Below are 23833 nucleotides of genomic sequence, written 5' to 3'. Positions count from 1 at the left end.
AGATCAAACTGATGTGATTATCATCGGATTCCCCATGCCCATACTTTCGTCAGAAGATACATACAATGAGATGCTGCATAAAATGCACAACCCCCTCCGGAGATACGGAAGTATTCAGTGCTACATCCTATGATCGCGAGCTGATCGGGCTGCCGGAGAGCTTGATTTGCTGCCTGAGCAACACTGTTGGACCGGTGTGTTTTGTTTGTGTGCGTCTGAATCACAGAAAGATGGAGTGGATGCCCTGGAGGCCTCGTGAACAGATCAGCCCGATCAATGGGCTCCGCCAGATCGTTCTGCAAGCACACGACCCTGTTTCCGGACCGGATGAATCCCGGTTCGCTCTTATCCATCTGATCTCCTGCCCGAAGAAAAGTCATGCTATGCGCTCGTTTCGACTTATCTTCGACGTAGTCGAATGCCTTGGAGAATGAGTGCATTCAGCAACCTACCGCATGACCTCCAAGTTGCTGGATGCATAAGAGCGTCCCGGTTCACACGCTGCAGCACCAGCCACATTCTGATGAGCATTCTGATGAGCTGCCATCCAAGGCCAGACACGCATTTGCTCAATATCGTAAGCTTGCTTGAGTTGCTGATCGAGTGAAGCCGCTATGGCAATAGGCGTTCGTCCAGAAATCTGCCAAGAGGGCAATTTACCTCAACGTATTGAGCATGTTCCCAGACACACACCAATTGCGGTGAGCTTCACTCACACAAGGATGTTTTGACGCAATTAGGCTTACAAAGCAGATGTGGGGGCGGGAGTACCGCCCTCTACACGACACGCACGACGTTGCTGGCACCCATGTGCTTCCTGTAGACGTTGTTCTCAAACAGCCTGAAGTCATAGTTGCCCCCGCCGTATGGAGCCCTGAATGTCAGGGTGCCGCATGACGGCCCGCCTGTCGGCTGCATATTTATCCAGAATTTGTCCGGCCTTGTCACACCATACATCCCTATTACGCTATCAGGCATCGCACCCCAGAAGTGCACGTATATCGCCTGGCCTGGCGAGACGGTCTCGGGCTCCGCGACTATCCTCACCCCTGCATTCGGCTTAACTGTCACCGATTCGCTGACCGCAAGGAGTCTGTAGCCGTCGTCCGCGAACATCCGCACGTTGTAAGTCCCCGGGGTGCTTGGTGTGTACAGCACAAACGAGCCGTTCGTGCTCCCGTCGAGGTATTTTCTGGATAACGGCGAGCGATCCCCTGCCCCTGTGGAGAACATTCCTATCCAGTCGCCCTCGTATCCCGGAGCTCCTGAGTATGTGACATTGATCGGCTCGCATGCCTTGACCTCTGCAGGTGTGATGTGGACCTCAGGCACCTCAACGCTTATGGGGAGACTCACCAGCTCCTCCGTGGAGTACATCCGTATCTCGTAGAACCCCACCATCCTCGGAGCCTCGAGAGCCATCTCCCTCACACTGCTGTTCGCGGTGCTGTACGATACCGCCTTTGTCCTGTCGGGAGCACCATGGGGCTCGCCTGCGGGCAGTATTCCTATCCAGGCGGTGAGATTCTCAGGAACCGACAGCCTCAGATCGATCCTCTCACCGGGCATGAACACCATCCTGTCCAGGCCGAGGTACGCGCCATTCTTCCTGGACATGAATCTGGCCTTCATCGGATCCTTCGGCGAGAGCGGATGCCTGTCTGTTGACATTCCGCCCTCGATCTCACGGGCCGAGTCGCATATGCCATCGCGATTTCTGTCCCTGCACCCCTCCTCAGGCTCATCGAAATCACTGTAGTGGTTCCCGATAGCGCCGTTGTCCCACTGGTTGTTCCCGTCATCGATGGCGTTCTCCTCGTTGTCGATGAGCGTGTTGTTGTAGATCGTGTTGGTCGTGTATAAGCTCAGATCTTTGTCCCGGACGTCGTAGTTCTCGATATCGCTGTTCGGCTTGTACTTTATTGAGACTCCGCCGTACTTGCCCGGATTCTCAATTGGACGGATGGATTCCGTGTCATTGCGATTTGCTATTTTTATCCCGATGCTGTTGTTGCTGGCGAGGTTCCTGGTTATGTTGTTGCCCCTGGAGGTCTCCAGGGAGATGCCTATCTGGCTGAATCTGATGACGTTATCCTCGATGAGATTCCTGTTGCTGGATCTCTCCACAGAGAGGGCCTCGAAGGTGGTGTTGGATATGCTGTTTCCTCTCACCGTGTTTGACTCGGATGATATCAGTCTTATGCCGCGGATGTTGTTCTCCAGCCTGCATCCACTGATTATGCTGTTTGTGGAGTTGTCGAGGAGGATGCCTGCCTCGCTGCTAGCCTCAACCAGTATGTTCTCAAGCGTGCAGCCCTCCGCGAAGAGCAGCGCGACCCCATATCTGTTGCCGGAGACCTGGCAGTCGATAACGCGGTTGTTATCTCCAGTGACGAGTATCCCTGCATCCATTGAGGCCATCCCCGAGCCGGTCGCCCTGATCCCCTCGATCACCACGTCACTTCCAGAGATCGTAACAGCCGTTCCGGATCCGCCTGCATTCACCTCAGGATATCCGGATGTGGTGTTTCCCCTGATGATCAGGCTCTTATCCACCACGATTCTCTCCGAGTAGATGCCACCCTGAATCTCTATCGTATCACCGGATGATGCCGAGTCTACCGCCGCCTGGATGCTGCTCCCGGGCGTCACCACAATGGTTTCTGCGTGTGCCGATGCATTTAGGAGGAGCATCAGAAGACAGAGTGCATATCGCATGTGCATAGGTTACCGGGAGGACTTCCGGGTATAAAGAGTATCGGTGCATCTGCGAGAGTTTCGATAGAGCAAGCGTCACCCGCAAAACTCAGCCCTCTGATCGGCGGAGATCCTGGAATACATGTTCACAGCGTAAAAACCCAATGTCTATGCGGAGGTCGTGTACTCGAATAGCTGAACTGGCATAGCTGAACTGGCCAGGATTCTGTACTGGTATAACGCCACATGAATCTCATAATGTCGCATGCTTCTGGATTCAATGATGCAGCACACAACTTCTGCGGAATGCCACATGCGATCGATCTCGAGCCCAGGACCGAATCACACCTGTTCCCCATCTCCAGGCGCCCACTTCCAGCACTAAAGTTAAGTCAGATGCAAGCACACCGCAGTAAAAGGTCGGGATGAACATGATCCGGGAGATATGCAAAAACGTCTTCTACGTGGGCGCAGTGGACTGGGACAGACGGCTCTTCGATGCGCTCATACCCCTGCCGGAGGGCACCAGCTACAACTCGTATCTCATAAAGGGCAGCGAGAAGACCGTGCTGATAGATGCGGTTGATCCGAGCAAGAAGGATGTGCTGCTCAGGAACCTCGACGAGCTCCGCGTTGATAGTATCGATTATGTGGTGTCACAGCACGCTGAGCAGGACCACTCCGGTGCGATAAAGTTCCTGATCGATCGGTACGGTTCCACAGTTCTCGGATCCCAGAAGTGCGTGGAGCTTCTCGTTGATTTCGGCATCGTCTCAAAGGATAAAGTCCGCGCAGTGAGCGGTGGTGAGATGCTCTCTCTGGGAGATATGACACTTGAGTTCATAAGCGCACCATGGGTCCACTGGCCAGACACCATATTCACGTATCTCCTGGAGAAAAGAGTGCTTTTCACATGCGATTTTCTCGGATCCCATCTTGCGACCAGCGATCTCTTCGGGTGGAACCCCGACAGCGCAAAGAGGTATTACGCTGAGATCATGATGCCGTTCAGGTCGAACGCGAGGAGGCACCTCGAGCGTGTGAGGGCCCTCGGTCCAGAGATCATCGCGCCGAGCCACGGACCGTTGCATAACACGCCTGAGGCGGTGCTGAGCGCCTATGCGGACTGGACATCAGATGATGTAAAAAACGAGGTGGTGGTGCCATTTGTATCGATGCACGGCTCCACCGAGAAGATTGTGAGCCATCTGGTCGATGCGCTGATCGATCGAGGAGTATCAGTGAAGAGGTTCGATCTCACCAAGACCGATATCGGAGCGCTTGCAGCATCGCTTGTGGACGCCGCCACCATGGTCTTCGGGACCCCGGCGTTCATAACAAGGCCGCATCCACTGATCGCATATGCAGCCATCCTCGCGAATGCGCTGCGCCCAAAGGCCAGGTTCGCATCTGTCATCGGCTCGTACGGCTGGGGCGCCAGGATCGTCGAGGAGGTGAAGGCTCTCATGCCGAACCTGAAGATGGAGATCATAGAGCCTGTCATCGTGAAGGGCTACCCAAAGGAAGATGACCTCAGGGCGATCGAGAGGCTTGCAGATGAGATCCTCAGGAGACACAGGGAGCTCGGGCTGCTTTGAGCTCGCTGCTCCATATGATCTGGTATAACCATCACGATGAGATGAATCATGGCAACACATGAGATCGAGCAGCTGAGGGAGCTGCACGGGGAGCTGGAGGATATCATAGAGGCCAGGCTGAGAGAATTCGATCAGATCTGGCTTAATGCTGATGAGGAGCGGCTCTTCGAGGAGCTTGTCTTCTGTCTCCTGACACCACAGTCGAGAGCAAGAGCATGCTGGGCGGCTGTGGAGAAACTGTCATCAAGAGGGGAGCTCCGCTGTCCAGCCCGGGAGAGGGTACATATGGAGCTCAGGGGCGTGCGGTTCAGCCGCAGGAAGGCTGAGTACATATGCATGGCGAGGGAGCTGTTTACAGTGGATGGTAGGCTCTCGGTGAGGGCTCACATCGATCCACAGAATCCATTTCAGACGCGCGAATGGCTCGTCGGAAACGTGAAGGGCATGGGATACAAGGAGGCGAGCCATTTCCTGAGGAACATCGGCCTGGGCAGGGATCTGGCTATACTCGACAGGCACATCCTGAAGAGCCTGGTTCGGTTTGGAGTTATACCGTACATCCCGAAAACGCTGGGCAGAAGCATGTATCTCAAGATAGAGGCTGCGATGTTGGATTTCGCGCGCCACATCAATATACCGATGTCGCACCTCGATATGGTCCTGTGGTACATGGGAGCCGGGGAGGTTTTCAAGTAGAACTCGTCTCAAAATCATTTGCGACAGATGAGGAGACGCGGAGCTTCTTGGTGAAATGCATACTGCTCTTATGTATTCAGCAACTTGAAGGATATGCAGGCCGGTTGCTGAATGCACTCATTCGCTTGACACGAGCGCGTAGCGTGACTGGTACCTCTTCGGGCAAGTTATCAGATGGATAAGAGCGATGCATACCACATGAATCGACTTGCATGTCAGTTTCGATACGACTTCCTGGTCTGCCAGGTTGGGATGTGCACCTGGATCACCGAGATCTGCACTGTGCTCATGCATTTGTGGAATACGGACGGTTGCATTCCTGTCGTCATTCAACCAGTTTTACCCAACGCTCTTATGCAATCAACAACTTGTGGGTCATGCCTGGAGGTTGCTGAACGCAATCATTCCCCGGAAGGAGCGCAGAGCAGGAGCGGTGTCTCTTTAGGCAAGTTATCAGATGGAGAAGAGCGTTACCCAAAATTCGGACCGCTCTGAGACGACCTCAGGCCTGCATGCAAAAATTGGGGATCGGCCCACTGGTGTGGCCAGATCCATTCAGTTGCCGTAAAGCTTCTTTATGCCTGCTATATCCCCGTTGCCAAGCGTCCTCTGCGGGTCGTTGTAGCTGTTCATTATCTGTGAGTAGTCTCCTCTCCTCGGATCCGTGCTTGGCAGCGTGTACAGGTCTCCCAGACCGAGCGTGTGGCCGAGCTCGTGGAGAGCGACCGTCTGGACATCGAAGATGCGACCGTTGTTACTCAAGGCCGTGGGAAGGTCAGTCGTCCAGCTGTACCTCGTGTTGTAGCTCACATCGGATTCGAAGACAGTGTAATATCCGTTCACCTTCGGGTATCCGTATCTTGTTCTGGAGTATGCAAGAGCCGATGGCGCGAGCGATAGGTACTTCCAGGCGTGCACGCTGTATCCATCGTAGGGGTTGTCAGCATTCTTCCTGGAATCGATGATGACTCCGCCGTCGTAGAACAGATCTCTTGAGGTAACATCATCCCAGGTGTTCGCAGCGCTGGTGATCGCAGTTCCCACCAAGTTTGAGTACAGGCCTTCAGATGCGAGGTTTTTATCTGCCCTCAGGTAGAGAACGAGCGGGTTCGCCCTGTTCCACCGCCATCCTGTGGTCGTGTACGAGAGCGGGCTGTTCTGGTAGTACGTCATCGCATTCGTCTTCACATTCCTCTTTTTGGCCGCGTCTCCGCTCACATGTGCCGCGTTCACGCTGAACGTTCCCACACCATCGCCTGCGACCCTGAGCCCCTCAACAGCGATGCCGAAGTCGTTGCTCCCGACGATGCTCATGTCCTGCGAGCTCATCCAGGTGGTCCCATCGACAGATACCTGCCCTGCGACAGATGCGTCTGATGCCCGGAGATCCGCATCCATCCTTCCTTCTCCAATGATGTCTCCAGTCACCACCATCCCGCCATCGCCCGAGGTTGATATCGATCCGACCACCCCGATCTCCCCATCGAGGGACGTGCTCTGGGAGCCCGAAACCGAACCGCCGGATGAGATCGACTGTGTGGTTGAGATGAGGCCGTTCTCCACCTGGGCGATATTGCAGACAGCGTCACTGCCACTGGTGCCCTCAGATACGGCAGCGATGTTCCCGGCACCAGAGACGCTCTGGCTCATGCCCCCTGAGGTGCCGGATGCGCTCAGAGCTGCAGACATGTCGAGAGAGCCGTAAGACTGTGCTGCAGCCTCGATGCCGTACGTGCCGCCTGAAACACTCTTCGAGACGAGATTCAATCCAGTGCCTGAGATGCTGGTCGACTGCGATACGGCGCCGGAACTGAGGGCAGTCGACTCAGCCAGGGCCGCAGAATCATCAAGCTGGTATGCCTCCGAGATGGATACCGAGCCGCTGTAGCCGCTTGAGCCATAGCTCACCGAGATCGCATGTGCCATGGGCAGCAGTGCAGCGAGAAGAAGGCACACCCCCACCCCACTTTTGTTCATGATCATGATATCACCACCCCCTGCCCATCAGTCACCCGGCAGAGGAAAACATCTGGATCTCTGACCCAAACTTCAGTGTCTCATAACACTGTTACGTATTTCAATTACTGATCTTATATAAGCATTCCTCCACAAGACGTGCTGTGCAATCAGAAGCAGGTCTCAGATCCGGACTCGCATCGCTGACCACCATCTGCCGGCGAGGCCCGCTTCAGACATGATCCGGCTGGAGCCAAAAGATATTAACTTCAGTCGATAACCTTGTACCATGGAAAACTCCATCCAGCTCGGCAGGGTCATGGGGATACCGATACGGCTTCATGTGACATTTCTTCTGATCATCCCCTGGGTTGCATATCTCTTCGGAAGCGTCAACGCCACAGTTTTCGGCAAGCTGTACGGCTTTGGTGCGGTCGAGCCCCCGCTCATAAGATGGGCTTATTCACTCCTCTTCGCGGTGCTGCTCTTTGTCTGTGTGGGGCTGCACGAGCTGGGCCATTCATTCGTCGCAAAAAGGTACGGAATAGAGATACGAAGCATCACCCTCTACTTCTTCGGCGGCGTCGCCTCGATGGAGGAGATCCCGAGAAACCCATCGATGGAGCTGAGGATGGCTATAGCCGGACCAGCAGTCAGCGGGGCTCTCGGCGTGATCTCGATACTGCTCTACACTCAGTCGGAATCGATGCTTGGCGAAGGCCATCCGTTCTCCGTACTGCTGTGGACACTGGGCATAATGAATATCATTCTGATGATATTCAATCTCATCCCTGCATTTCCAATGGACGGCGGTCGGGTGCTCAGGGCGTGGTTCTCCACCCGGATGCCGTATGTGGTCGCGACAAAGAACGCAGCCGCCCTCGGAAAGATCTTTGCAGTATTTCTCATATTCCTCGGGCTTTTCACGCTGAACTTCCTCACGCTCATCATAGGCATATTCCTCTACATAGCGGCCTCTGAGGAGGACAGGAGCACCACAATAGCAGACAGCCTGCGGGGCATAAAGGTGAGGCACATAATGTCAAAAGATGTGAGAGTTGTGCCACCTGAGATGACCCTGGCGGAGCTGATGCGATTGATGTTCTATGAGAAGCACAGGGGCTACCCTGTGATGGTGGGTGATGCGATTGTGGGGATAGTCACGATCACGGATCTGCAGCGTGTTCCTGAGCATCTGCGCGAGACAACCCGTGTCGGAGATGTCATGACCAGAAACATATATGTCATAGGACCGGATGATGAGGCGACCGCGGCCATAAAGATCATGGGCGATAAGAAGATAAGAAGGCTCCCCGTCATCGAGGATGGCAGGCTGGTGGGTATAATATCAAGAGAGGATCTTCTCAGAGCCATCGAGCTCTGCTCGGATGTGAGGCTGTAAATGGCAGATATCACGGAAGGCACGGAAGGATCAGTAACTGATGCAAGGAACGAGATAGTGATCATAGGCACCGCACACGTATCAGAGAAGAGCGTCGCCGAGGTGAGAGAGGCCATAGAGCAGACCAGGCCGGATATCGTGGCTGTCGAGCTGTGCCAGAGGCGCTACCTTGCCCTGACAGGCCAGGAGAGGGATGAGGATATAAAAATAAGCGAGCTTCTGAGCGGCGGAAAGATCTATCTGGTTCTGGTCCAGTGGCTGCTCGCATACCTGCAGAGGCAGATAGGCTCTGAGATGGGCGTGAAGCCAGGATCCGAGATGCTCGCAGCCATAGAGGCTGCCAGGGAGGTCAACGCGAGGGTCGCCCTTGTCGACAGGGACATCAGCATAACGATCCAGCGGTTCTGGTCGGCGATGGGCATATGGGAGAAGATGAAGATGCTCTGGAGCCTCGTCGTGGCAGCCCTCGGCTTCGGCAAGGAGGATCTCGATGTTGACAGCGTCACCGATTCAGATGTGGTATCCCAGCTCATGGCGGAGTTCAGGAAGATCGCGCCATCCGCTGCCAGGGCGCTGGTTGACGAGCGGGATGCATACATAGCCAGGAACCTGTACGAGCTGTCCAGATACGGGAGGGTCCTCGCGGTCGTGGGCGCCGGCCATCGCGAGGGCATAATGCGCTACCTCTCAGATCCCTCAAGAATTCCAGACACCCGGATCTTCGACGCGCCTCCTGAGAAGGGGTTCAGCATGGGCAAGGCGTTTGGCATCATCGTCACACTCCTGATCATCGCCACGTTTGTTTACATCCTGATAGCGGGATACTCGAGCGGCGTGGTGCTTCTCGCATTTGGCATATGGTTCCTGGTGACCGGTGGCCTTGCAGCGCTGGGCGTCGTGGCTGCAAGAGGTCATCCGTTGTCGATCCTCACTGCATTCATGATAGCCTGGATGACCACACTGAATCCGCTGGTCGCTGCAGGATGGTTCGCCGGAATGGTCGAAGCCTGGAAGAGGAAGCCGACGATGGGGGATGTGAAACGCCTGGCAAGCGCTGAGAGCATGGGTGAGATGATGGAGAACCGGTTCTTCAGGGTCGTGCTCGTGGCCGCCCTTGCGAACCTCGGCGCAACCCTGGGAACATTTCTCGGAATATACATAATATGGCACCGGATGGGGCTGATCGATCCGCATGCAATTCTGGGTCATATAATATGAGACTGCCTGGATCTCCACGATGCTCTTCGGGATATAGCACCGGCGCACCCCTCGCGCCGCGGTCGATCTCAGTGATGGCGTCAGGATTTTCGCGGAAAAAGTGCCCGGAAGCTCCTGTAATCTCATGTGCCTATCCGGCGATCTCCAGGATCTCGTGGTAATCCATCGCGCTTCTGAGCTCCCTCATGCTCACATGGCAACGCGCTGCCATCGCGTCCATCACTCTGAATCTGCTCATCTCACCATCGTGAGAGGAGAGCTTCAGGTCGTGGTGGGCCCTGAAGAGGGCATGCGGATACCCGGGAGACTCAGAGGATCCGGAGAACGCGGCTGCTTTTGACAAAGCAGAGGCAGCATGCCCCTGCATGTAAGAAGGGATGTCCACCCTGAATGCCCGATCTCCCGTCGGATGGAACAGCACCATGTAGATGCTGCCCTGCCAGCGCTCCTCCTGAGGATCCGGATGGACATTCTTTCCGCTGAGATCGACGTACCACGCCCTTCCGGGCAGCAGGCTCTTCCCGAGCCTTGAGAGATGATACACCAGGGGCATCGAGATCTCTCCCCATGACATGCTGCTGGACTTGCTCACGCCCAGCAGATCCACGCCGCGCTCAGATGCTCTCTTTATGATCTCAGCCACGATCCTCCCGAAGGGGCGATCCTTCCATATCACAAAGCCGCCGTCGTAAAGAAGCAGATCACCCTCCTCAGCTTCGGAAAGCGCTGCATCGAGGGCCACGTACTCCTGCAGCTCTCTGAAGTATGTTGAGAGCCTCTCGAGCTCGCTCCCGCGGAGGCCGCTCAGATCGATATCAATGTTGAGCCTCTCCAGCGGCTCCCTGAACCAATCCACGTAGGCCCGCCTGTCAGCAACGAAGAGATCATCATAGGTCACCACAGTCCTCTCCCGCCTCCTGCCCCTGTAAACCACATACCCTGCACGGATGCGGTTCGCCTTGACCACTGAGAGATCATAGACCTCGATGTTGGAGCCGTCGACTGCGAAGATCCTTCCCTCAAACGGCTGCGGCTCCACTGGCACGAAGTCTTTCTCCCCAATCCCGGTATGGCGCATGAGATCCTCAGGTACCACACTGAGATATCTCATAAGAGATTCCGCCGCCCTCTCAAGATTCGTCCGGGCGCTCATGCTTCATGGCCTCTCTCGCAATCCTTATCGCACAGAGGTCGCTGCACATCGTGCAGGTCTCCACATCGATTCCCCTTCTGTGGCGGATCCTTCTCGCTCTTGTGGGATCTATCGCCTCTCTGAACTGCGCCTCCCAGTCGAGCCTCGCCCTGGCATCTGCCATCCTCCTGTCCCATGCCCTGGCGCGCTCCCTGACGCCGGGCTTTGTGAGATCGGCTGCATGTGCTGCGATCTTCGTCACCACAGTCCCCTCGACAATATCCTCTAAACTGGGGAGATCGAGGTGCTCGCTTGGCGTGGTTGCACAGAGGAAGTCAGCACCTGCCATACCGGCGATCAGCCCGCCCATAGCAGCAGTGATGTGGTCGTATCCGGGAGCCACGTCCGTGACAATGGGACCCAGCAGATAGAGAGGGGCGCCGTCGGTCAGGTGTTTCATCGCGCGCACACTGGTCTCAATCTCATCCGCGGGCACATGGCCCGGCCCCTCCACAATGGTCTGAACGCCCGCCTCTCTTGCCTGTGTGACCATCTCCCCCAGCATTATGAACTCCATGTACTTCGCCCGGTCGCTCGCATCCTCTATGCAACCTGGCCTGAGACCATCGCCCAGGCTCAGGGTCAGGTCGTACTCCTTCGCGATCTCAAGCAGGTAATCGAACTCCTCGTAGTACGGGTTCTCCTCTCCCGTCTCGGTGATGTACTTAATTGTCAGAGAGCCACCACGTGAGACCACGCCCATGAGCCTAGGATCCCTTCTCAGGCGCCTTATAGACTCTTTGTTAACTCCCACATGGACCGTTACAAAATCCACACCATCTCTTGCATGTTGCTCCAGAGCGTCGAACATGCCCTGTGACGTGAGTTTCTCCTCAACAGCCGCCTGGTATATCGGGACGGTTCCAACCGGAACATCCACCTCCCTGAGGATCGCTCTCCGGATCTCATCGAGATCCCCACCAGTTGAGAGATCCATGATCGTATCAGCTCCGGCATTCACAGCAGCCAGCGCCTTCTCAACCTCCTCTCTGAGGTTTGAGAGCGACGGGGATGTGCCGACGTTGACGTTGACCTTTGTGCACAGAAGCTCCCCTATGCCCACTGCCATCTCTCTGGCGCGACGGGCGTTCATGGGAACCACCACCCGCCCTGCTGCCAGGAGCCTCCTGAGCGCCTCAGGATCCACCCCCTCAGTCTCGGCGGCCCTCCTGAGCGCATCGGGTATTTTTCCCTTTTTTGCGTCTTCCATGAGAGTCATGTTACCATTATATATTCAGAGGTTATCTGGCCAGAAGGTGTTTAGATGGTCGAGGTGCATAAGGTTAGCGGTGCGGCCTACGACGGCAATGCTTACCTGGTCATGGCCGAGCGGCCGGTCCTGATCGATGCGGGGATGTTCTCGGAGCCCACAATCAGAAATATCAGAAGGTTCATGGATCCTGAGGAGCTCGAGATGATCATTCTCACACACTGCCATCACGATCACTCTGCTGCGGCGCCTGCAATAAAGGAGAGAACTGGCGCAAAGATACTTCTGTCGAAAGAGGAGATAGGCCTGGTGGGTGATGATCTGGCGACAGTGGCATACCTTTTCGGAGATACCGCGCCGGAGTTTGAGGTGGATATGCCCATGGAAGATGGTATGGTTCTCGATCTCGGAGATATGAGGCTTGAGGTGATACACACGCCGGGACACTCCCCGGGGAGCGTGTGCCTCTATGAGCGGCGTGATGGCATCCTCTTCTCAGGAGATACTGTATTTCCGGACGGAAATATAGGAAGGACGGATCTGTTCGGAGGTTCCACAGAGGATCTCGTGAGATCCATAGAGAGATTGCTGGAGCTGGATGTGACCTGCATGTACCCGGGGCACATGGGGATAACGTGCAATAATGTCAGGGCGCAGATTAGAGAGAGCCTGAGGTTTGCGAGGAGGTTCCTATGAGCATTGATGAGATCATTAAAAGAGAATCGCGGTCGATATTTCAGACATACACAAGACAGCCCGTACTGATAGCTCGCGGCTCTGGCGCGAGGGTGTGGGACCAGGATGGCAGGGAGTACATAGACTTCGTTGCAGGCATAGCTGTTAACAACGTTGGCCACTGCCATCCGAGGGTGGTGGAGGCAATAAAGAGGCAGTGCGAGATCCTCATACACACATCGAATCTGTACTACACAGAGAACCAGGTCAGGCTTGCAGAGGAGCTGAGATCCCTGAGCGGCATGGATAAGGTCTTCTTCTGCAACTCAGGCACAGAGAGCGTGGAGGCTGCACTGAAACTCACGCGCAAAGCCACAGGAAGGCATGAGGTCGTTGCAGCCACAGGCAGCTTCCACGGCAGGACTCTGGGTGCTCTCGGACTGACATACAAGCAGAACTACAGGGAGCCCTTCAGGCCACTCAGCGAGGCCACATTTGTGCCATACAACGACACTGAGGCCCTGAAATCAGCTGTCACAAAAGAGACTGCCGCGGTCATACTCGAGCCGGTCCAGGGCGAGGCTGGGGTCTATCCAGCATCGAATGAGTACCTCCGGGCTGCCAGGGAGATATGCGATGACAGAGGAGCTCTCCTGATCTTCGATGAGGTACAGACCGGATTCGGAAGAACAGGAAGATGGTTTGCGAAGGAGCACAGCGGCGTGATGCCCGATATCATGACCCTGGCGAAGGCGATCGCAGGCGGGCTTCCCATGGGCGCGATGCTCTCCACTGAGAACGTCTCCGGCTGCTTCCAGCGTGGTGATCACGCATCCACCTTCGGTGGCGGGCCCCTGGTATGCGCAGCAGCACTGGCGTCGATATCTGCAATAAGGGATGAGAATCTTGTAAGGAGATCCGAGGAGATGGGCTCTTATCTCAGGAGAGAGCTGAGCAGGCTGCCCGTCAGTGTCCGCGGAGTTGGGCTGATGGTCGGTGTGGACATAGCGAAAGACGCAAGATCTGTTGTGGATGCTGCCCGCGAGAGAGGGGTGCTGCTGAACAGCACAGGCGAGCACACGCTACGTCTGGTGCCACCTCTTGTTGTGACAAAAGATGAGATAGATCGCGTGGTGAATGTCATTGGAGAGACGCTCTAGACTCAGACCTGTGCTCTCCAGCCTCAGGCCGTATGTCGCAGGCAGGGGAATCGAGGAGATCTCCAGGATCTACGGGATACCGCCTGAGAGGATCGTGAAGCTGGGGAGCAACGAGAATCCTTATGGACCGAGCCCTGATGTGAGAAAAGCGATCGCTGAGGCGCCTCTGAATCTGTATCCAGAGGTCGATGGGCTCATAGAATCGATCTCATCGTACACCGGATTTCCAGAAAGCCAGGTGCTTATTGGTTCTGGAATGGATGGGGTGATCGACACCCTCTCCCGCCTCTTCCTGGATCACGGAGTTCGCGCAGTGATCCCCACCCCGACATTCAGCTTCTACGAGATCGTCACGATCCTGTGCGGCGGAGAGCCGGTGTTTGTCAGACGATCCGATCCTTCAGAGCTGATCGAGCATCTGGGAGACGACAGAATCGGGATGGTATTCATATGCTCTCCGAACAATCCAACCGGAGAGGTCATGGACGAGGATGTGCTGCGATCGGTGATCGAGTCAACTGAAGGTGTGGTCTTCCTGGACGAGGCATACGTGGAGTTCGCGGAGAGGAGCATGGTGGATCTGGTGAACGAGTACGAGAACCTCGTTGTCGGCAGGACCATGTCGAAGGCGTTCGGCCTCGCTGGAGTTCGCCTCGGCTATGCGCTTGCTCCCGAATGGATCGCTGAGGCTTACAGAAAAGCTGCTCCGCCGTTCTTTGGAGTCACGACCCCTGCGGTTGCGGCTGGCATTGCAGCGCTGGGCGACCTGGAGCACATGCGCAGATCTGTCGAGCTCATAAAGAGAGAGAGGAAGCTGCTGCTCTCAGAGATCGTGGAGGCGAGCCCTTCGTGGGGGAACTTTCTCTACATAGAGACCTCTGAGAGGTCTGACGTCATCACAGAGAGGATGCTCCGGAAGGGCATAATAGTCAGGGACTGCAGATCGTTCAGGGATGCTGGCGATCACCACATCCGCGTGACCGTTGGAACTCCGGAGCAGAACGCGCGGTTTCTGGAGGCTTACAGGGAGATATGCGGATAGCGCTGACAGGCACCCCCGGGACGGGAAAGACCACGGTCTCGAGGCTCCTACCTTTCAGGGTCGTGGCTCTCAATGATCTGATAAGGGATGGGATGAGCGCAGGCTTCGACCCTGAGAGGGAGTGCCTGGAGGCAGACATGGATGCTCTTGAGGAGAGGATCAGAGAGATCGAGCGGTCGTGTGAGAATGAGATTCTGATAATCGAGGGGCATTTCGCGCATCACTTCGCAGACGAGGCGATAGTTCTCAGGCTTCATCCGAACCTGCTCCGCAGGCGTCTGGAGGCCCGCGGATACAGGGAGAGCAAGATCAGGGAGAACGTCGAGGCAGAGGCGATCGATCTGATACTGGTAGAAGCGCTTGAGCTCTGCTCCAGGGTGCACGAGGTCGACACCACAGGTCTGAGCCCGGAGGAGGTAGCGTCTATCGTAACTGCCATAGTAAAAAGAGAGATCGAGATGCCCCCTGGAGGCATCGACTGGCTGGGGGATCCGGAGATTGACCTTGGATGATCTCAGAGATGCTTCGAGATCGCTCACCGAGCCGGTGGCTGAGATAGTCGAAAGGGCGGGGCTGACCCCGAACATGCTCTCCGCTCTCTCCCTCTGCTTCTCATTTCTCGCATTTCTCTTCTACTGCATCTCAGCCTCTGATCACAGAATGCTCTTTGCAGCTGCGATCATGGTCATGCTCAACGGGACTGCAGATGCTGTGGACGGCGCGCTGGCCCGCAGGATGGGATATGCTGACCGGAGAGGGGATCTTCTAGACCATGTAATTGACAGATACTCAGATGTGCTTCTGCTATCAGGAGTGATCTTCGCCGGATATGTCCGGTGGGAGATAGGCCTTCTCGCGGTCGTAGGTGTTCTCATGACCAGCTACATCGGCACACAGGCGCAGGCCGTGAGCCTCAGGAGATGCTACGGAGGCATGCTTGGCCGGGCAGACAGGCTGGTTTTTATCATCATCGCGACGCTTGCAAACGCCATCTATCCTGAGAGAATAGATGGGCTCCACATCCTCGGCTGGATGGTGCTGATCACCATGGTGCTGAGCCACATCACAGCGATACAGCGGTTCGTACACATCTGGAGGTGCCTGGGGAGATGACCGTCTCTGTTTGTAATGCAGTTTCGAATTGCGGTTTCCAGAAACTGTTCAAAACAGCCAGCGACCTCCCTATGGAGGTTCTGCGACCTGTCTGGGACAGACAGTTATTTCAGGGCAATTGATACGAAATATGACAATGATGATCAAAATAATACATCAATACTAATAATAATAGATCTTTTAACAAACTGATCATTCTTAATGTATTTTCCTGCAAATCACATCACTTATTCAAACATCGGGTGCTTCACACGCCACATTTATATGCCACAATGAAACACGCTATCATGCATCAGAGGGAGGAGATCTCTTTGTTCGGTCTGCCAACTGAGACTCTCATCGCAGTAACAATGGTGCCCGGCATCATAGCTCTGGTTCTTCTGGGCTGGGCTTTGAGGTGGAGCTGATGGACTTCAATATGGCACTCATTCTTGGGCTGTATCTGGTGGGGCTTCTCGCCATAGGAGCATGGGCTTCGAGGAAGATAAGATCCTCTGAGGACTTCATTGTCGCAGGAAGGAACCTGGGCTTCTGGCTGCTCACGCTGATGATAGTGGCGAGCATATGCAGCGGTATGACGATCCTCGGGACAAGCGGCCTGGGGTACATCGGAGGATGGCCGACGATCTGGGAGCAGATCTTCGTGCCGCTGAGCGCTGCCTTCGTCATCCTGGTGTACGGAACGAAGCTCCATGCGATCTCCGAACGGATGGGATACATCACCATACAGGACTACCTTGCGCAGAGGTTCTACAGCCAGCGCGGGCTGCGCGGGCTTTCTGCGGTGGCCGGTATACTTGTATCGCTGATATATCTGGTGGGGCAGTACGTCGCCATAAGCATGGTGCTGAGCTGGATGCTCAAGATCTCATACACAGATGCGCTGCTGATCGGAGCAATAATAGTGATGATATACACGATCATGGGCGGCCTCTACGCAATCGCCTGGGTCTCGCTTGTACAGGGGTTGCTTATAATAATAGGAGTTCTCGCGGTCTCGCCATTCATCATCCAGTCAGCAGGCGGCCTCACACATGTGAACAGCGTCCTTGCAGGAATTGACCCGAACTACGTGAGGATCTGGTACCCGCAGATGCATCCACCATATGCGAAGTACGCCTTCATGACGCCGATGTACCTGGTATCATTCTTCTTCCTGCTCACATTCGGGCTTGCGAGCGCTCCACATGTCATAAACAACGTCCTCTCGGCCAGGAGCCAGAAATTCTTCAAGTGGTCGCCGCTTGCCGCCTTCGTTCTGTACCTGATCGTGATGTACCTCGTCAAGATCTCAGGTTTCGCATCGAGGGCGATGGTGGAGGAGGGGATGATAGCGCTCCCGACAAACGTATCCAACGCGCAGGATTATGCATTTGTTGTCGCAGCGATGCACATCTTCCCCACCATCGCTGGCCCGCTGGTCGCTGTGATCGTGCTCTCCGCAGTGATGTCCACCACCGACAGGCTCATGCTCACAATAGGCAGCTATGTCGGATGGGACATCTATAAGATGTTCTTCAATAAAAAAGCCTCGGATAGAAGCATAACCCTGGTGAGCAGAATAGCTATAGTACTCTCCGTGATACTGACGCTGATCCTGGCCTGGAGGAAGCCGCCGGAGCTTCTGGCCTTCCTGATATGGATGGGTATAGGCATAATGCTCGCCACATTTGTGGTGCCGATACTTGCCGGTCTCTACTGGAGGAGGGCGACGAGGGAGGGCGCGATAGCATCGATGTCTCTTGGTCTCATAGGAGCACTTGTGGCTGGATGGTACCACTGGTTCGTATCACCTCTTCCAGTGCACTTCAGCTTCTATGGATTCATTCTATCGATAGCATCCATGGTGGTTGTGAGCCTTCTGACCAGATCGCCCCCGGTGGATGTGCTGGATACAACGATGACCGGCCTGTACATCCGTCCGAAGAGCAAGCGATAACGTCTAATACCAAAATGTATAAGAGGTGGCGGTAGGGCCCGTGGTCTAGGGGTCATGACATCGCCCTTACACGGCGGGGATCACGCGTTCGAATCGCGTCGGGCCCATCGTCACAATCCCACCAGCCAGATCCTAAAAATATTTCTATACGATCGCATCTCATTTATTATCATGATAGTTGCTGAGTTCAGCGTGGTACCCATGGGCGCGGGCACAAGCGCCGGCAGGTACATCCGTGCGGTGCATGAGATGCTGAAAAGCTCGGGCATAAAATTCGTGCCTGGTGCGATGTCCACAGCAATAGAGGCGGAGTCGATCGAGCAGGTCTGCATGATCGTTGAGAGGGCGAACAAGATACTGACAGACATGGAGGTGCAGAGGGTGATAACCACTGTGACAATAGACTACAGGCTGGACAAGGAGATATCAATAGACACGAAGCTGAAGGCGCTGGAGAGGAGACCGTAAAGAGCGCATCCCTCCTGCGTCAGCTCAGAAATTTTTAAAGACCACTGGTCACGCTTCAGGCAGCCCTGAAGTGGCAGAGGCCTTTCCCCTACGGGATGATATACACATCTCCCCCACACAAGTCAGCGCAGGATCCTGGTCCGTATCAGATCCTTCAGCCTGGCCTCATCGCCTTCAGAGCTGATCTTCGGCTTCATCGCACACCGGCTCGGCATCGGTATCAGACCTGCATCCAGAAGCTCGTAATACGCCTCGTCGATCCCCATGCTTCCCTCAACGTATCTCTGCAGGATTCCACGCATGGCCGCCCTCTTATCAGCGCTCATCTTCTCGAATCCATCAATGGCCTGCTCCATCTGGCTGAGCATGCAGCTCGATGCGCAGTTATCATATATCTGCGTTTCCACAAACAGAGATGGTCGGCGTGCTGAATTTATTCCGGCGATCTGGTTATGACAAGCATCCATTGGCCATCGGTTAAGGATTTTATGTAAATATATTGACCATGGAATTTAACAAATTGTGATCACGCCAGATTGGAGAGTCTGATTCAAATCGACCACCTGTGGACTTGAGTCCTGATAGCAGTACTGATGGGGATAAGACTATTAAGTCCAACGCTCTTATGTGCGTAGCAACTTGAAGAGCATGCAATGTGGTCGCTGAAAGCATTCATTCGTCGAAACGAACGCATAGCATGACCCCTGCTCCCTTTGGGCAAGTCATCAAATGGATAAGAGCGAAGTCCAATTCTACACATGTCGATCTTAACCGATGACGCTTAGACAAGCATCTCGAGCATATCGAAACGCCTTTATGTTTTCATATCAGCCTCCATCTGATGATCATCGATTCTATCACAGTCAGCACCTCGCGCTTCACACGGTACGGCTCTGTATCCAGGCCTGATGATGCTGAGGATGTTTCCGGGAAGAGGATAGTCGAGAGGATAACTGCATCAGGCCATGATTTCAGATACAGGCTGATTCCAGATGGCATCATGCCGGTGCGCCTGGCGCTGCTCGAGAGCATCGAGCGGAACAGCGATGCTGTGATATTCTGCGGGGGAACCGGCCTGGCACCGGGCGACCTCACAATAGAGGCGATAGAGCCGCTTGTTGAGAAGGGCATTCCAGGGTTTGGAGAGATCTTCAGGCTGAAGAGCCTGGAGCAGGTCGGCACACGGGCGATGCTCACAAGGGCATCAGCCGGTCTGATAAGAGGCGTACCTGTATTTGCCATACCGGGATCTCCCGCTGCTGCATCCCTCGGGATCGAGCTCATCCTGCAGGAGCTTGAGCACATACTGCAGCATGCCCGAGGCAGATGATCTCTCCGTAGCAGCTTCAATGCGATCAGTTCCGGGGGTGGCTGGATAAGATGTTATCGACCGTTGCAGTCATGGCTGTGTTCATGAATATCGATCTCATCTCAGTGGCATGAGAAGCAGCGCCGATAACAAAGCAGTCAGAGCCATCGCCCTCCCGATGAGCGAAATCGCTGATGATATATCCTCGCTCTCCGGCTCCCTCCCCTCATCAAGTATCGTGTAGACCCCGGGCTTCTCCATTCTCGTGCCCAGTGCGCCCGCAGCTGCTGCCATAGGCCACCCTGAGTTCGGGCTTGGGGTGACGGAACGGTATCGCATGCATGCCATGAGGATATCCAGGGACCTCCCGGGTGAGGAGATCATGATCAGCGGCAGGCTCATCCTAGCCGGGATCCAGTTCAGGATGTCATCAAGCCTTGCGGGAACATACCCGATCTCGCGGAGCTCCTCAGTCCTGTACCCCAGCATGCTGTCCATCGTGCTTACAGCCTTGAACGCAAGCGCGGCCTCCACCCCGAGGCCGAGATACGAGAAGAGCACGTAGTAGAACAGGGGTGAGACGATCGTATCGACGTAGTTCTCGGAGAGCGACTCTATGACTGCGGACCTGGCCTGCGCGTGTGTGAGATCAAGAGGATTTCTGCTCACCAGAGCCGGAAGGAGGCGCTTTGCTGAATCGAGATCCTCATCGATGAGACCGCCTATCTCTCCGGATGTGGAGATCAGACTCCTGAAGGCGAATGTGGATTTCAAAAGGTAAGCGGAGACGATAAGGGCCAGGATATCTCCCATCGCAGATACGCCCGCAAGAGCTCCGGCGGCATGTGCGAGACGGATAAGAGCAGAGCCAGCGAGCGCGGCTCCTGAGATCACAACCACCGAGATCGCCAGCCCCGAGAGCTTCCTCCGCGGCAACATCTGCCTGAGGCGCTCCACCGCCTTTCCGATCATGACCACAGGATGAAGCGCAGCTGGCGGCTCCCCCAGGATGATATCGATCAGGATCGCCAGTATCAGAACTGAAAGTGGAGACGGCTCGATCATCTGTTTTCACACCTTTGACCTGACCCTCCTCCAGACAGCCTCCAGTTCCTCTCCACGGAGCAGATCCTCAACAACTCCGGCTGCCACATCAGCTCTGTGAAGTATCGTGCAGCCATCACATCTCCATACCCCATCGATCATGCATCCAAGGCTCTCATCGAGGCACGGGTAGAACGGGCAGAAGCAGAATGTGCAGTCCTGCCCCTCGAAGTGGCATGGGTAGCGGTCGCAGCTCTCCCTCATGCACCCTCCAGGACCCTCTTGAGGGCGAGAACCAGCATCTCGTTCTCCTCTCTCCTCCGCACGGCGACCCTCACGTATCCATCAAGGCCGAAAGATCTGCAGTCCCTTATGAGAATGCCCTCATGCAGCATCCTCTCCGCAAGCTCTCCCGAATCCATGCCCGTGCCCCTCACATCGACGAGCACGAAGTTCGTGCTGCTTCTGAGCGGCCTCAACCCGATGCTTGTAAGTGCCCCTGTCAGCCAGTCAAGCTCTTTAACGACAGTCTGCCTGCTCCTCTCAAGAAACTCCACATTCTTCAGCAAATGAACAGCGGCAGCAGATGCTATCGAGCTTATCGACCATGGTATCCGCGCCCTGTTCATTATCCCCGCAAGCTCTCTGTTAGTGACAGCAAACCCCAGACGCAGTCCCGGCACGCCGAACGATTTCGTCAGGGATCTCATGACCACCAGCCCCTCCATATCTGGCGCGAGATCTGCCAGGCTCTGATCTGGATCAGAGAGCTCTATGAAAGCCTCATCAACAAGGAGAAAACCCCCGCAGTCCTCACACCGTTCTGCAAGCCTCCTGACACTCTCCCTGTCTGTGAGAGTCCCTGTGGGGTTGTTCGGGTTGCAGAAGAACGCTGCTTTTGCACCCCTCAAGAGCGGTTCATCGAACACCGACTCGAGATCCCTTGGATTCTCCACGCCAAGATCTGTTTTAATGATCTGTGCGCCTGCAAGCCTAGACTGGGTCTCGTACTCGCCGAAGGTGGGGGAAGGTATGAGCGCGACCTCGCCATCATCTATACAGACCTCTGAGAAAATTCTTATTATCTCTGATGAGCCGTTTCCAGGGACTATATTCTCAGGATCCACCCCGACAAATGATGCTGCAGCCTCCCTGAAATCGCTGTATGTGATGTCCGGATAATGACATATGTTCTTCAGCTCTCGCAGCACGAGGTCCTCCAGGGGAGGGTGGCCGAGGGGGTTGATGCTTGCGCTGAAGTCCAGAATCTCCCTGCCGAGGATTCTGGACATCTCACGAACCCTGCCTCCATGCTGGCACGGCTCGGTCGCCGCAAAGCTTTTGCGAACTCTCATCCACAGCCCGTAAGATCTCAATGATTTTAACCTGGCGGATGCCACCAGGGTTCACAGATCTATTTATCTCTACCACGTACCGCAGCGCCGCTGCGAAGCTCTCCCCTCGCCAGCGATGCGAATATGCCGATGAAGCAGAGCAGGGAGAATATCGTAAAAGCCACCCTGCTGCTCTCTATGAGACTGGAATAAGTCTCAGGGGTTAGCTCGACCCTCCCGATGTAGATCGCGAAGATCACCATCGCCAGGCTCATGCTCAGCATCTGGCCCAGAAGACGCATCGTCCCGAGGGTCGCAGATGCTATCCCGTAGTATTTTCTATCAACAGAGCTCATTATAGCGTTTGTATTTGGTGGCGTGAAGAGAGCAAGACCAAATCCCAGGATGAGGAGGACGGCGCCGATGAACCACACCGGCGTTAGCTCATCAAGAAACACAAATGGCATGACGCCCAGCAGCGTGAATACCATGCCAGCAGAGGCAACAAGCCTCGGCTCAATCCTGTCGGAGAGCCTGCCGGCAAGTGGGGAGAAGATCGTCATCATCAGCGGCTGTGCCAGGAGCACCAGACCCGCACTCCTGGGGTCCAGACCCTTTATGTACTGGAGGTACAGGCTCAGGAGGAATCCTGTCGCGAAGGTAGCGCTGTAGTTTATGAGTGCCGCGAGGTTTGAGAAGGCAAAGACGCGATTGGATATGAAGAGATCGACCTCGAGAACGGGGCTCGCAGCTCTTGTTTCCACGTACAGGAACAGGATCAGGCCGGCCAGGCCCGCGATTGCCACAAAACGGCCGGAGCTGGAGGGGAGCAGCGACATGCCGTAGACGAGGGCCATGATGGAGATGCCGTAGACCAGAGATCCGGTGAGATCGAACCGCTCGCCCCTCGCATCCGCCCACTCCTCCCGCAGCGTCAGCATCAGGAGCGCCAGAGCGAGTGCGCCGAGCGGAACCGTTGCTGTGAACAGGCTTCTCCAGCCGAGGTACTGGGTGAGAATCCCACCAAGAACAGGGCCAAGTGACAAACCCAGGTAAACAGAGGCTGCATTGATCCCGATGACCCTGCCGCGCTTTCTCAGGGGGAAGACTGATGTCAGAATAGCGACCGCAGTGCCGAAGATCATCGCAGCTCCAATTCCCTGCACGAACCTTGCAGCAACGATCATGCTGGCGGATCGTGAAGCCGGCGCGAGTATCGATGCCAGGGTGAAGAGCGCGATCCCGCAGCCGAAAATCCTCCTCCTCCCGTATATATCGGCCAGGCGCCCGAACGGCACCAGGAAGACGGCAGCCGCCAGAAGAAACGCTGTTGAGACCCAGCTGAGCATCACCGCGTCCATGGAGAACTCGCTGCCTATGGCCGGCAGCGCGATGTTCACAGCTGATGACGTGAAGGCCGTGAGGAACGATCCGATCACTGAGACGACAAGAGCGCAGCTCTGTATGCGTTCTGTATCGCTATCTTCCTGGCAGACAATCATGCTGATACCTGCTGAAGCGCCCATTGAATTTGCGAGGATGTATTGCTTTCGGTAATGCGGACACCACTGAATGGGGTCATGCAGCTCCAAACTGATACAAAAATGAGTTTCGGTGTGAACCGGTTGGCATTTATGCTCAACTTATGTCGTGTACTCGTATTATTGAGATCAACAGCATGCGGCACCGCAGGATTTATGATGTATTGTGTCGTTGATCGGCGATTCCTGAGAGACGTTCAGCGAATCGAGCACTCGACCTCAACTTAACCGTCCTCCCG

Annotated in this window: 21 protein-coding genes and 1 tRNA gene; 13 read left to right on the top strand and 9 right to left on the bottom strand. The window is 55.3% G+C overall.

What is annotated here, in order from left to right; all coding sequences use genetic code 11:
- Window positions 1-777: 777 nt before the first annotated feature.
- Entirely contained in the window at window positions 778-2724 is a 1947-nt protein-coding gene (locus tag QHG98_00300; GenBank protein MDH7596173.1) for a NosD domain-containing protein, read from the bottom strand.
- A 404-nt stretch (window positions 2725-3128) separates the two neighbouring features.
- Here QHG98_00300 and QHG98_00295 point away from each other — a divergent pair, with 404 nt between their 5' ends.
- On the top strand, window positions 3129-4295 hold the full coding sequence (locus tag QHG98_00295) for an FprA family A-type flavoprotein (GenBank protein ID MDH7596172.1): 1167 nt from the start codon (window positions 3129-3131) through the stop codon (window positions 4293-4295).
- A gap of 48 nt (window positions 4296-4343) precedes the next feature.
- Complete coding sequence (locus QHG98_00290; GenBank protein MDH7596171.1) at window positions 4344-4991, top strand: N-glycosylase/DNA lyase; 648 nt, start codon at window positions 4344-4346, stop codon at window positions 4989-4991.
- Window positions 4992-5546: 555 nt separating this feature from the next.
- Here the strand turns inward: QHG98_00290 and QHG98_00285 are convergent.
- Window positions 5547-6974: a hypothetical protein gene (locus QHG98_00285; GenBank protein ID MDH7596170.1), complete on the bottom strand. Its 1428-nt coding sequence runs from the start codon at window positions 6972-6974 to the stop codon at window positions 5547-5549.
- Window positions 6975-7236: 262 nt separating this feature from the next.
- Between QHG98_00285 and QHG98_00280 the strand changes: the two genes are divergently transcribed.
- Both QHG98_00280 and QHG98_00275 read left to right on the top strand, forming a co-directional pair.
- Complete coding sequence (locus QHG98_00280; protein MDH7596169.1) at window positions 7237-8349, top strand: CBS domain-containing protein; 1113 nt, start codon at window positions 7237-7239, stop codon at window positions 8347-8349.
- Window positions 8350-9567, top strand: a complete 1218-nt coding sequence (locus tag QHG98_00275) for a TraB/GumN family protein (protein ID MDH7596168.1) — start codon at window positions 8350-8352, stop codon at window positions 9565-9567. It abuts the gene before it with no gap.
- 130 nt (window positions 9568-9697) lie between these two features.
- On the opposite strand, the gene QHG98_00270 is transcribed toward QHG98_00275, so the two are convergent.
- The gene (locus QHG98_00270; GenBank protein ID MDH7596167.1) at window positions 9698-10720 is read right to left on the bottom strand and encodes a DNA double-strand break repair nuclease NurA; all 1023 of its coding nucleotides are present in this window, start codon (window positions 10718-10720) and stop codon (window positions 9698-9700) included.
- Window positions 10698-11969: a phosphomethylpyrimidine synthase ThiC gene (gene thiC, locus QHG98_00265; protein ID MDH7596166.1), complete on the bottom strand. Its 1272-nt coding sequence runs from the start codon at window positions 11967-11969 to the stop codon at window positions 10698-10700. The genes QHG98_00270 and thiC overlap by 23 nt, the downstream gene beginning before the upstream one ends.
- Before the next feature lie 54 nt (window positions 11970-12023).
- On the opposite strand from thiC, the gene QHG98_00260 reads away from it, so the two are divergent.
- From QHG98_00260 to QHG98_00225, 8 genes are all read left to right on the top strand, one after another.
- Entirely contained in the window at window positions 12024-12665 is a 642-nt protein-coding gene (locus tag QHG98_00260; GenBank protein ID MDH7596165.1) for an MBL fold metallo-hydrolase, read from the top strand.
- Complete coding sequence (locus QHG98_00255; protein ID MDH7596164.1) at window positions 12662-13804, top strand: acetylornithine transaminase; 1143 nt, start codon at window positions 12662-12664, stop codon at window positions 13802-13804. The genes QHG98_00260 and QHG98_00255 overlap by 4 nt, the downstream gene beginning before the upstream one ends.
- On the top strand, window positions 13782-14846 hold the full coding sequence (hisC, locus tag QHG98_00250; protein MDH7596163.1) for a histidinol-phosphate transaminase: 1065 nt from the start codon (window positions 13782-13784) through the stop codon (window positions 14844-14846). The genes QHG98_00255 and hisC overlap by 23 nt, the downstream gene beginning before the upstream one ends.
- The gene (locus QHG98_00245) at window positions 14837-15358 is read left to right on the top strand and encodes an adenylate kinase family protein (GenBank protein ID MDH7596162.1); all 522 of its coding nucleotides are present in this window, start codon (window positions 14837-14839) and stop codon (window positions 15356-15358) included. Before hisC ends, QHG98_00245 begins: the two co-directional genes overlap by 10 nt.
- The gene (locus QHG98_00240; GenBank protein ID MDH7596161.1) at window positions 15351-15959 is read left to right on the top strand and encodes a CDP-alcohol phosphatidyltransferase family protein; all 609 of its coding nucleotides are present in this window, start codon (window positions 15351-15353) and stop codon (window positions 15957-15959) included. The genes QHG98_00245 and QHG98_00240 overlap by 8 nt, the downstream gene beginning before the upstream one ends.
- Before the next feature lie 406 nt (window positions 15960-16365).
- A complete protein-coding gene (locus tag QHG98_00235) occupies window positions 16366-17898 on the top strand; it encodes a sodium:solute symporter family protein (protein MDH7596160.1) in 1533 nt (510 codons plus the stop codon).
- A 34-nt stretch (window positions 17899-17932) separates the two neighbouring features.
- A tRNA-Val gene (locus QHG98_00230) sits at window positions 17933-18005 on the top strand.
- A gap of 64 nt (window positions 18006-18069) precedes the next feature.
- Window positions 18070-18366: an MTH1187 family thiamine-binding protein gene (locus tag QHG98_00225; protein ID MDH7596159.1), complete on the top strand. Its 297-nt coding sequence runs from the start codon at window positions 18070-18072 to the stop codon at window positions 18364-18366.
- Window positions 18367-18488: 122 nt separating this feature from the next.
- Here QHG98_00225 and QHG98_00220 read toward each other — a convergent pair whose 3' ends face one another.
- Entirely contained in the window at window positions 18489-18734 is a 246-nt protein-coding gene (locus QHG98_00220; protein ID MDH7596158.1) for a hypothetical protein, read from the bottom strand.
- Window positions 18735-19207: 473 nt separating this feature from the next.
- Here QHG98_00220 and QHG98_00215 point away from each other — a divergent pair, with 473 nt between their 5' ends.
- Window positions 19208-19696: a MogA/MoaB family molybdenum cofactor biosynthesis protein gene (locus QHG98_00215; protein MDH7596157.1), complete on the top strand. Its 489-nt coding sequence runs from the start codon at window positions 19208-19210 to the stop codon at window positions 19694-19696.
- A gap of 96 nt (window positions 19697-19792) precedes the next feature.
- On the opposite strand, the gene QHG98_00210 is transcribed toward QHG98_00215, so the two are convergent.
- From QHG98_00210 to QHG98_00195, 4 genes are read right to left on the bottom strand one after another with little or no spacing between them, the layout of a single operon-like run.
- Window positions 19793-20740 (bottom strand): cobalamin biosynthesis protein, encoded by a 948-nt coding sequence (locus tag QHG98_00210; protein ID MDH7596156.1) that lies wholly within the window; start codon window positions 20738-20740, stop codon window positions 19793-19795.
- 6 nt (window positions 20741-20746) lie between these two features.
- Window positions 20747-20983: a cysteine-rich small domain-containing protein gene (locus tag QHG98_00205; protein ID MDH7596155.1), complete on the bottom strand. Its 237-nt coding sequence runs from the start codon at window positions 20981-20983 to the stop codon at window positions 20747-20749.
- Window positions 20980-22074, bottom strand: a complete 1095-nt coding sequence (cobD, locus tag QHG98_00200; protein ID MDH7596154.1) for a threonine-phosphate decarboxylase CobD — start codon at window positions 22072-22074, stop codon at window positions 20980-20982. The genes QHG98_00205 and cobD overlap by 4 nt, the downstream gene beginning before the upstream one ends.
- A 59-nt stretch (window positions 22075-22133) precedes the next feature.
- On the bottom strand, window positions 22134-23555 hold the full coding sequence (locus QHG98_00195) for an MFS transporter (protein ID MDH7596153.1): 1422 nt from the start codon (window positions 23553-23555) through the stop codon (window positions 22134-22136).
- Window positions 23556-23833: the final 278 nt, after the last annotated feature.

It is taken from the genome of Methanothrix sp. (assembly GCA_029907715.1).
Classification (GTDB): Archaea; Halobacteriota; Methanosarcinia; order Methanotrichales; family Methanotrichaceae; genus Methanothrix_B.
Note: the sequence above shows the minus strand (reverse complement) of the source record. Positions and strands in the feature narration are given on the sequence as shown.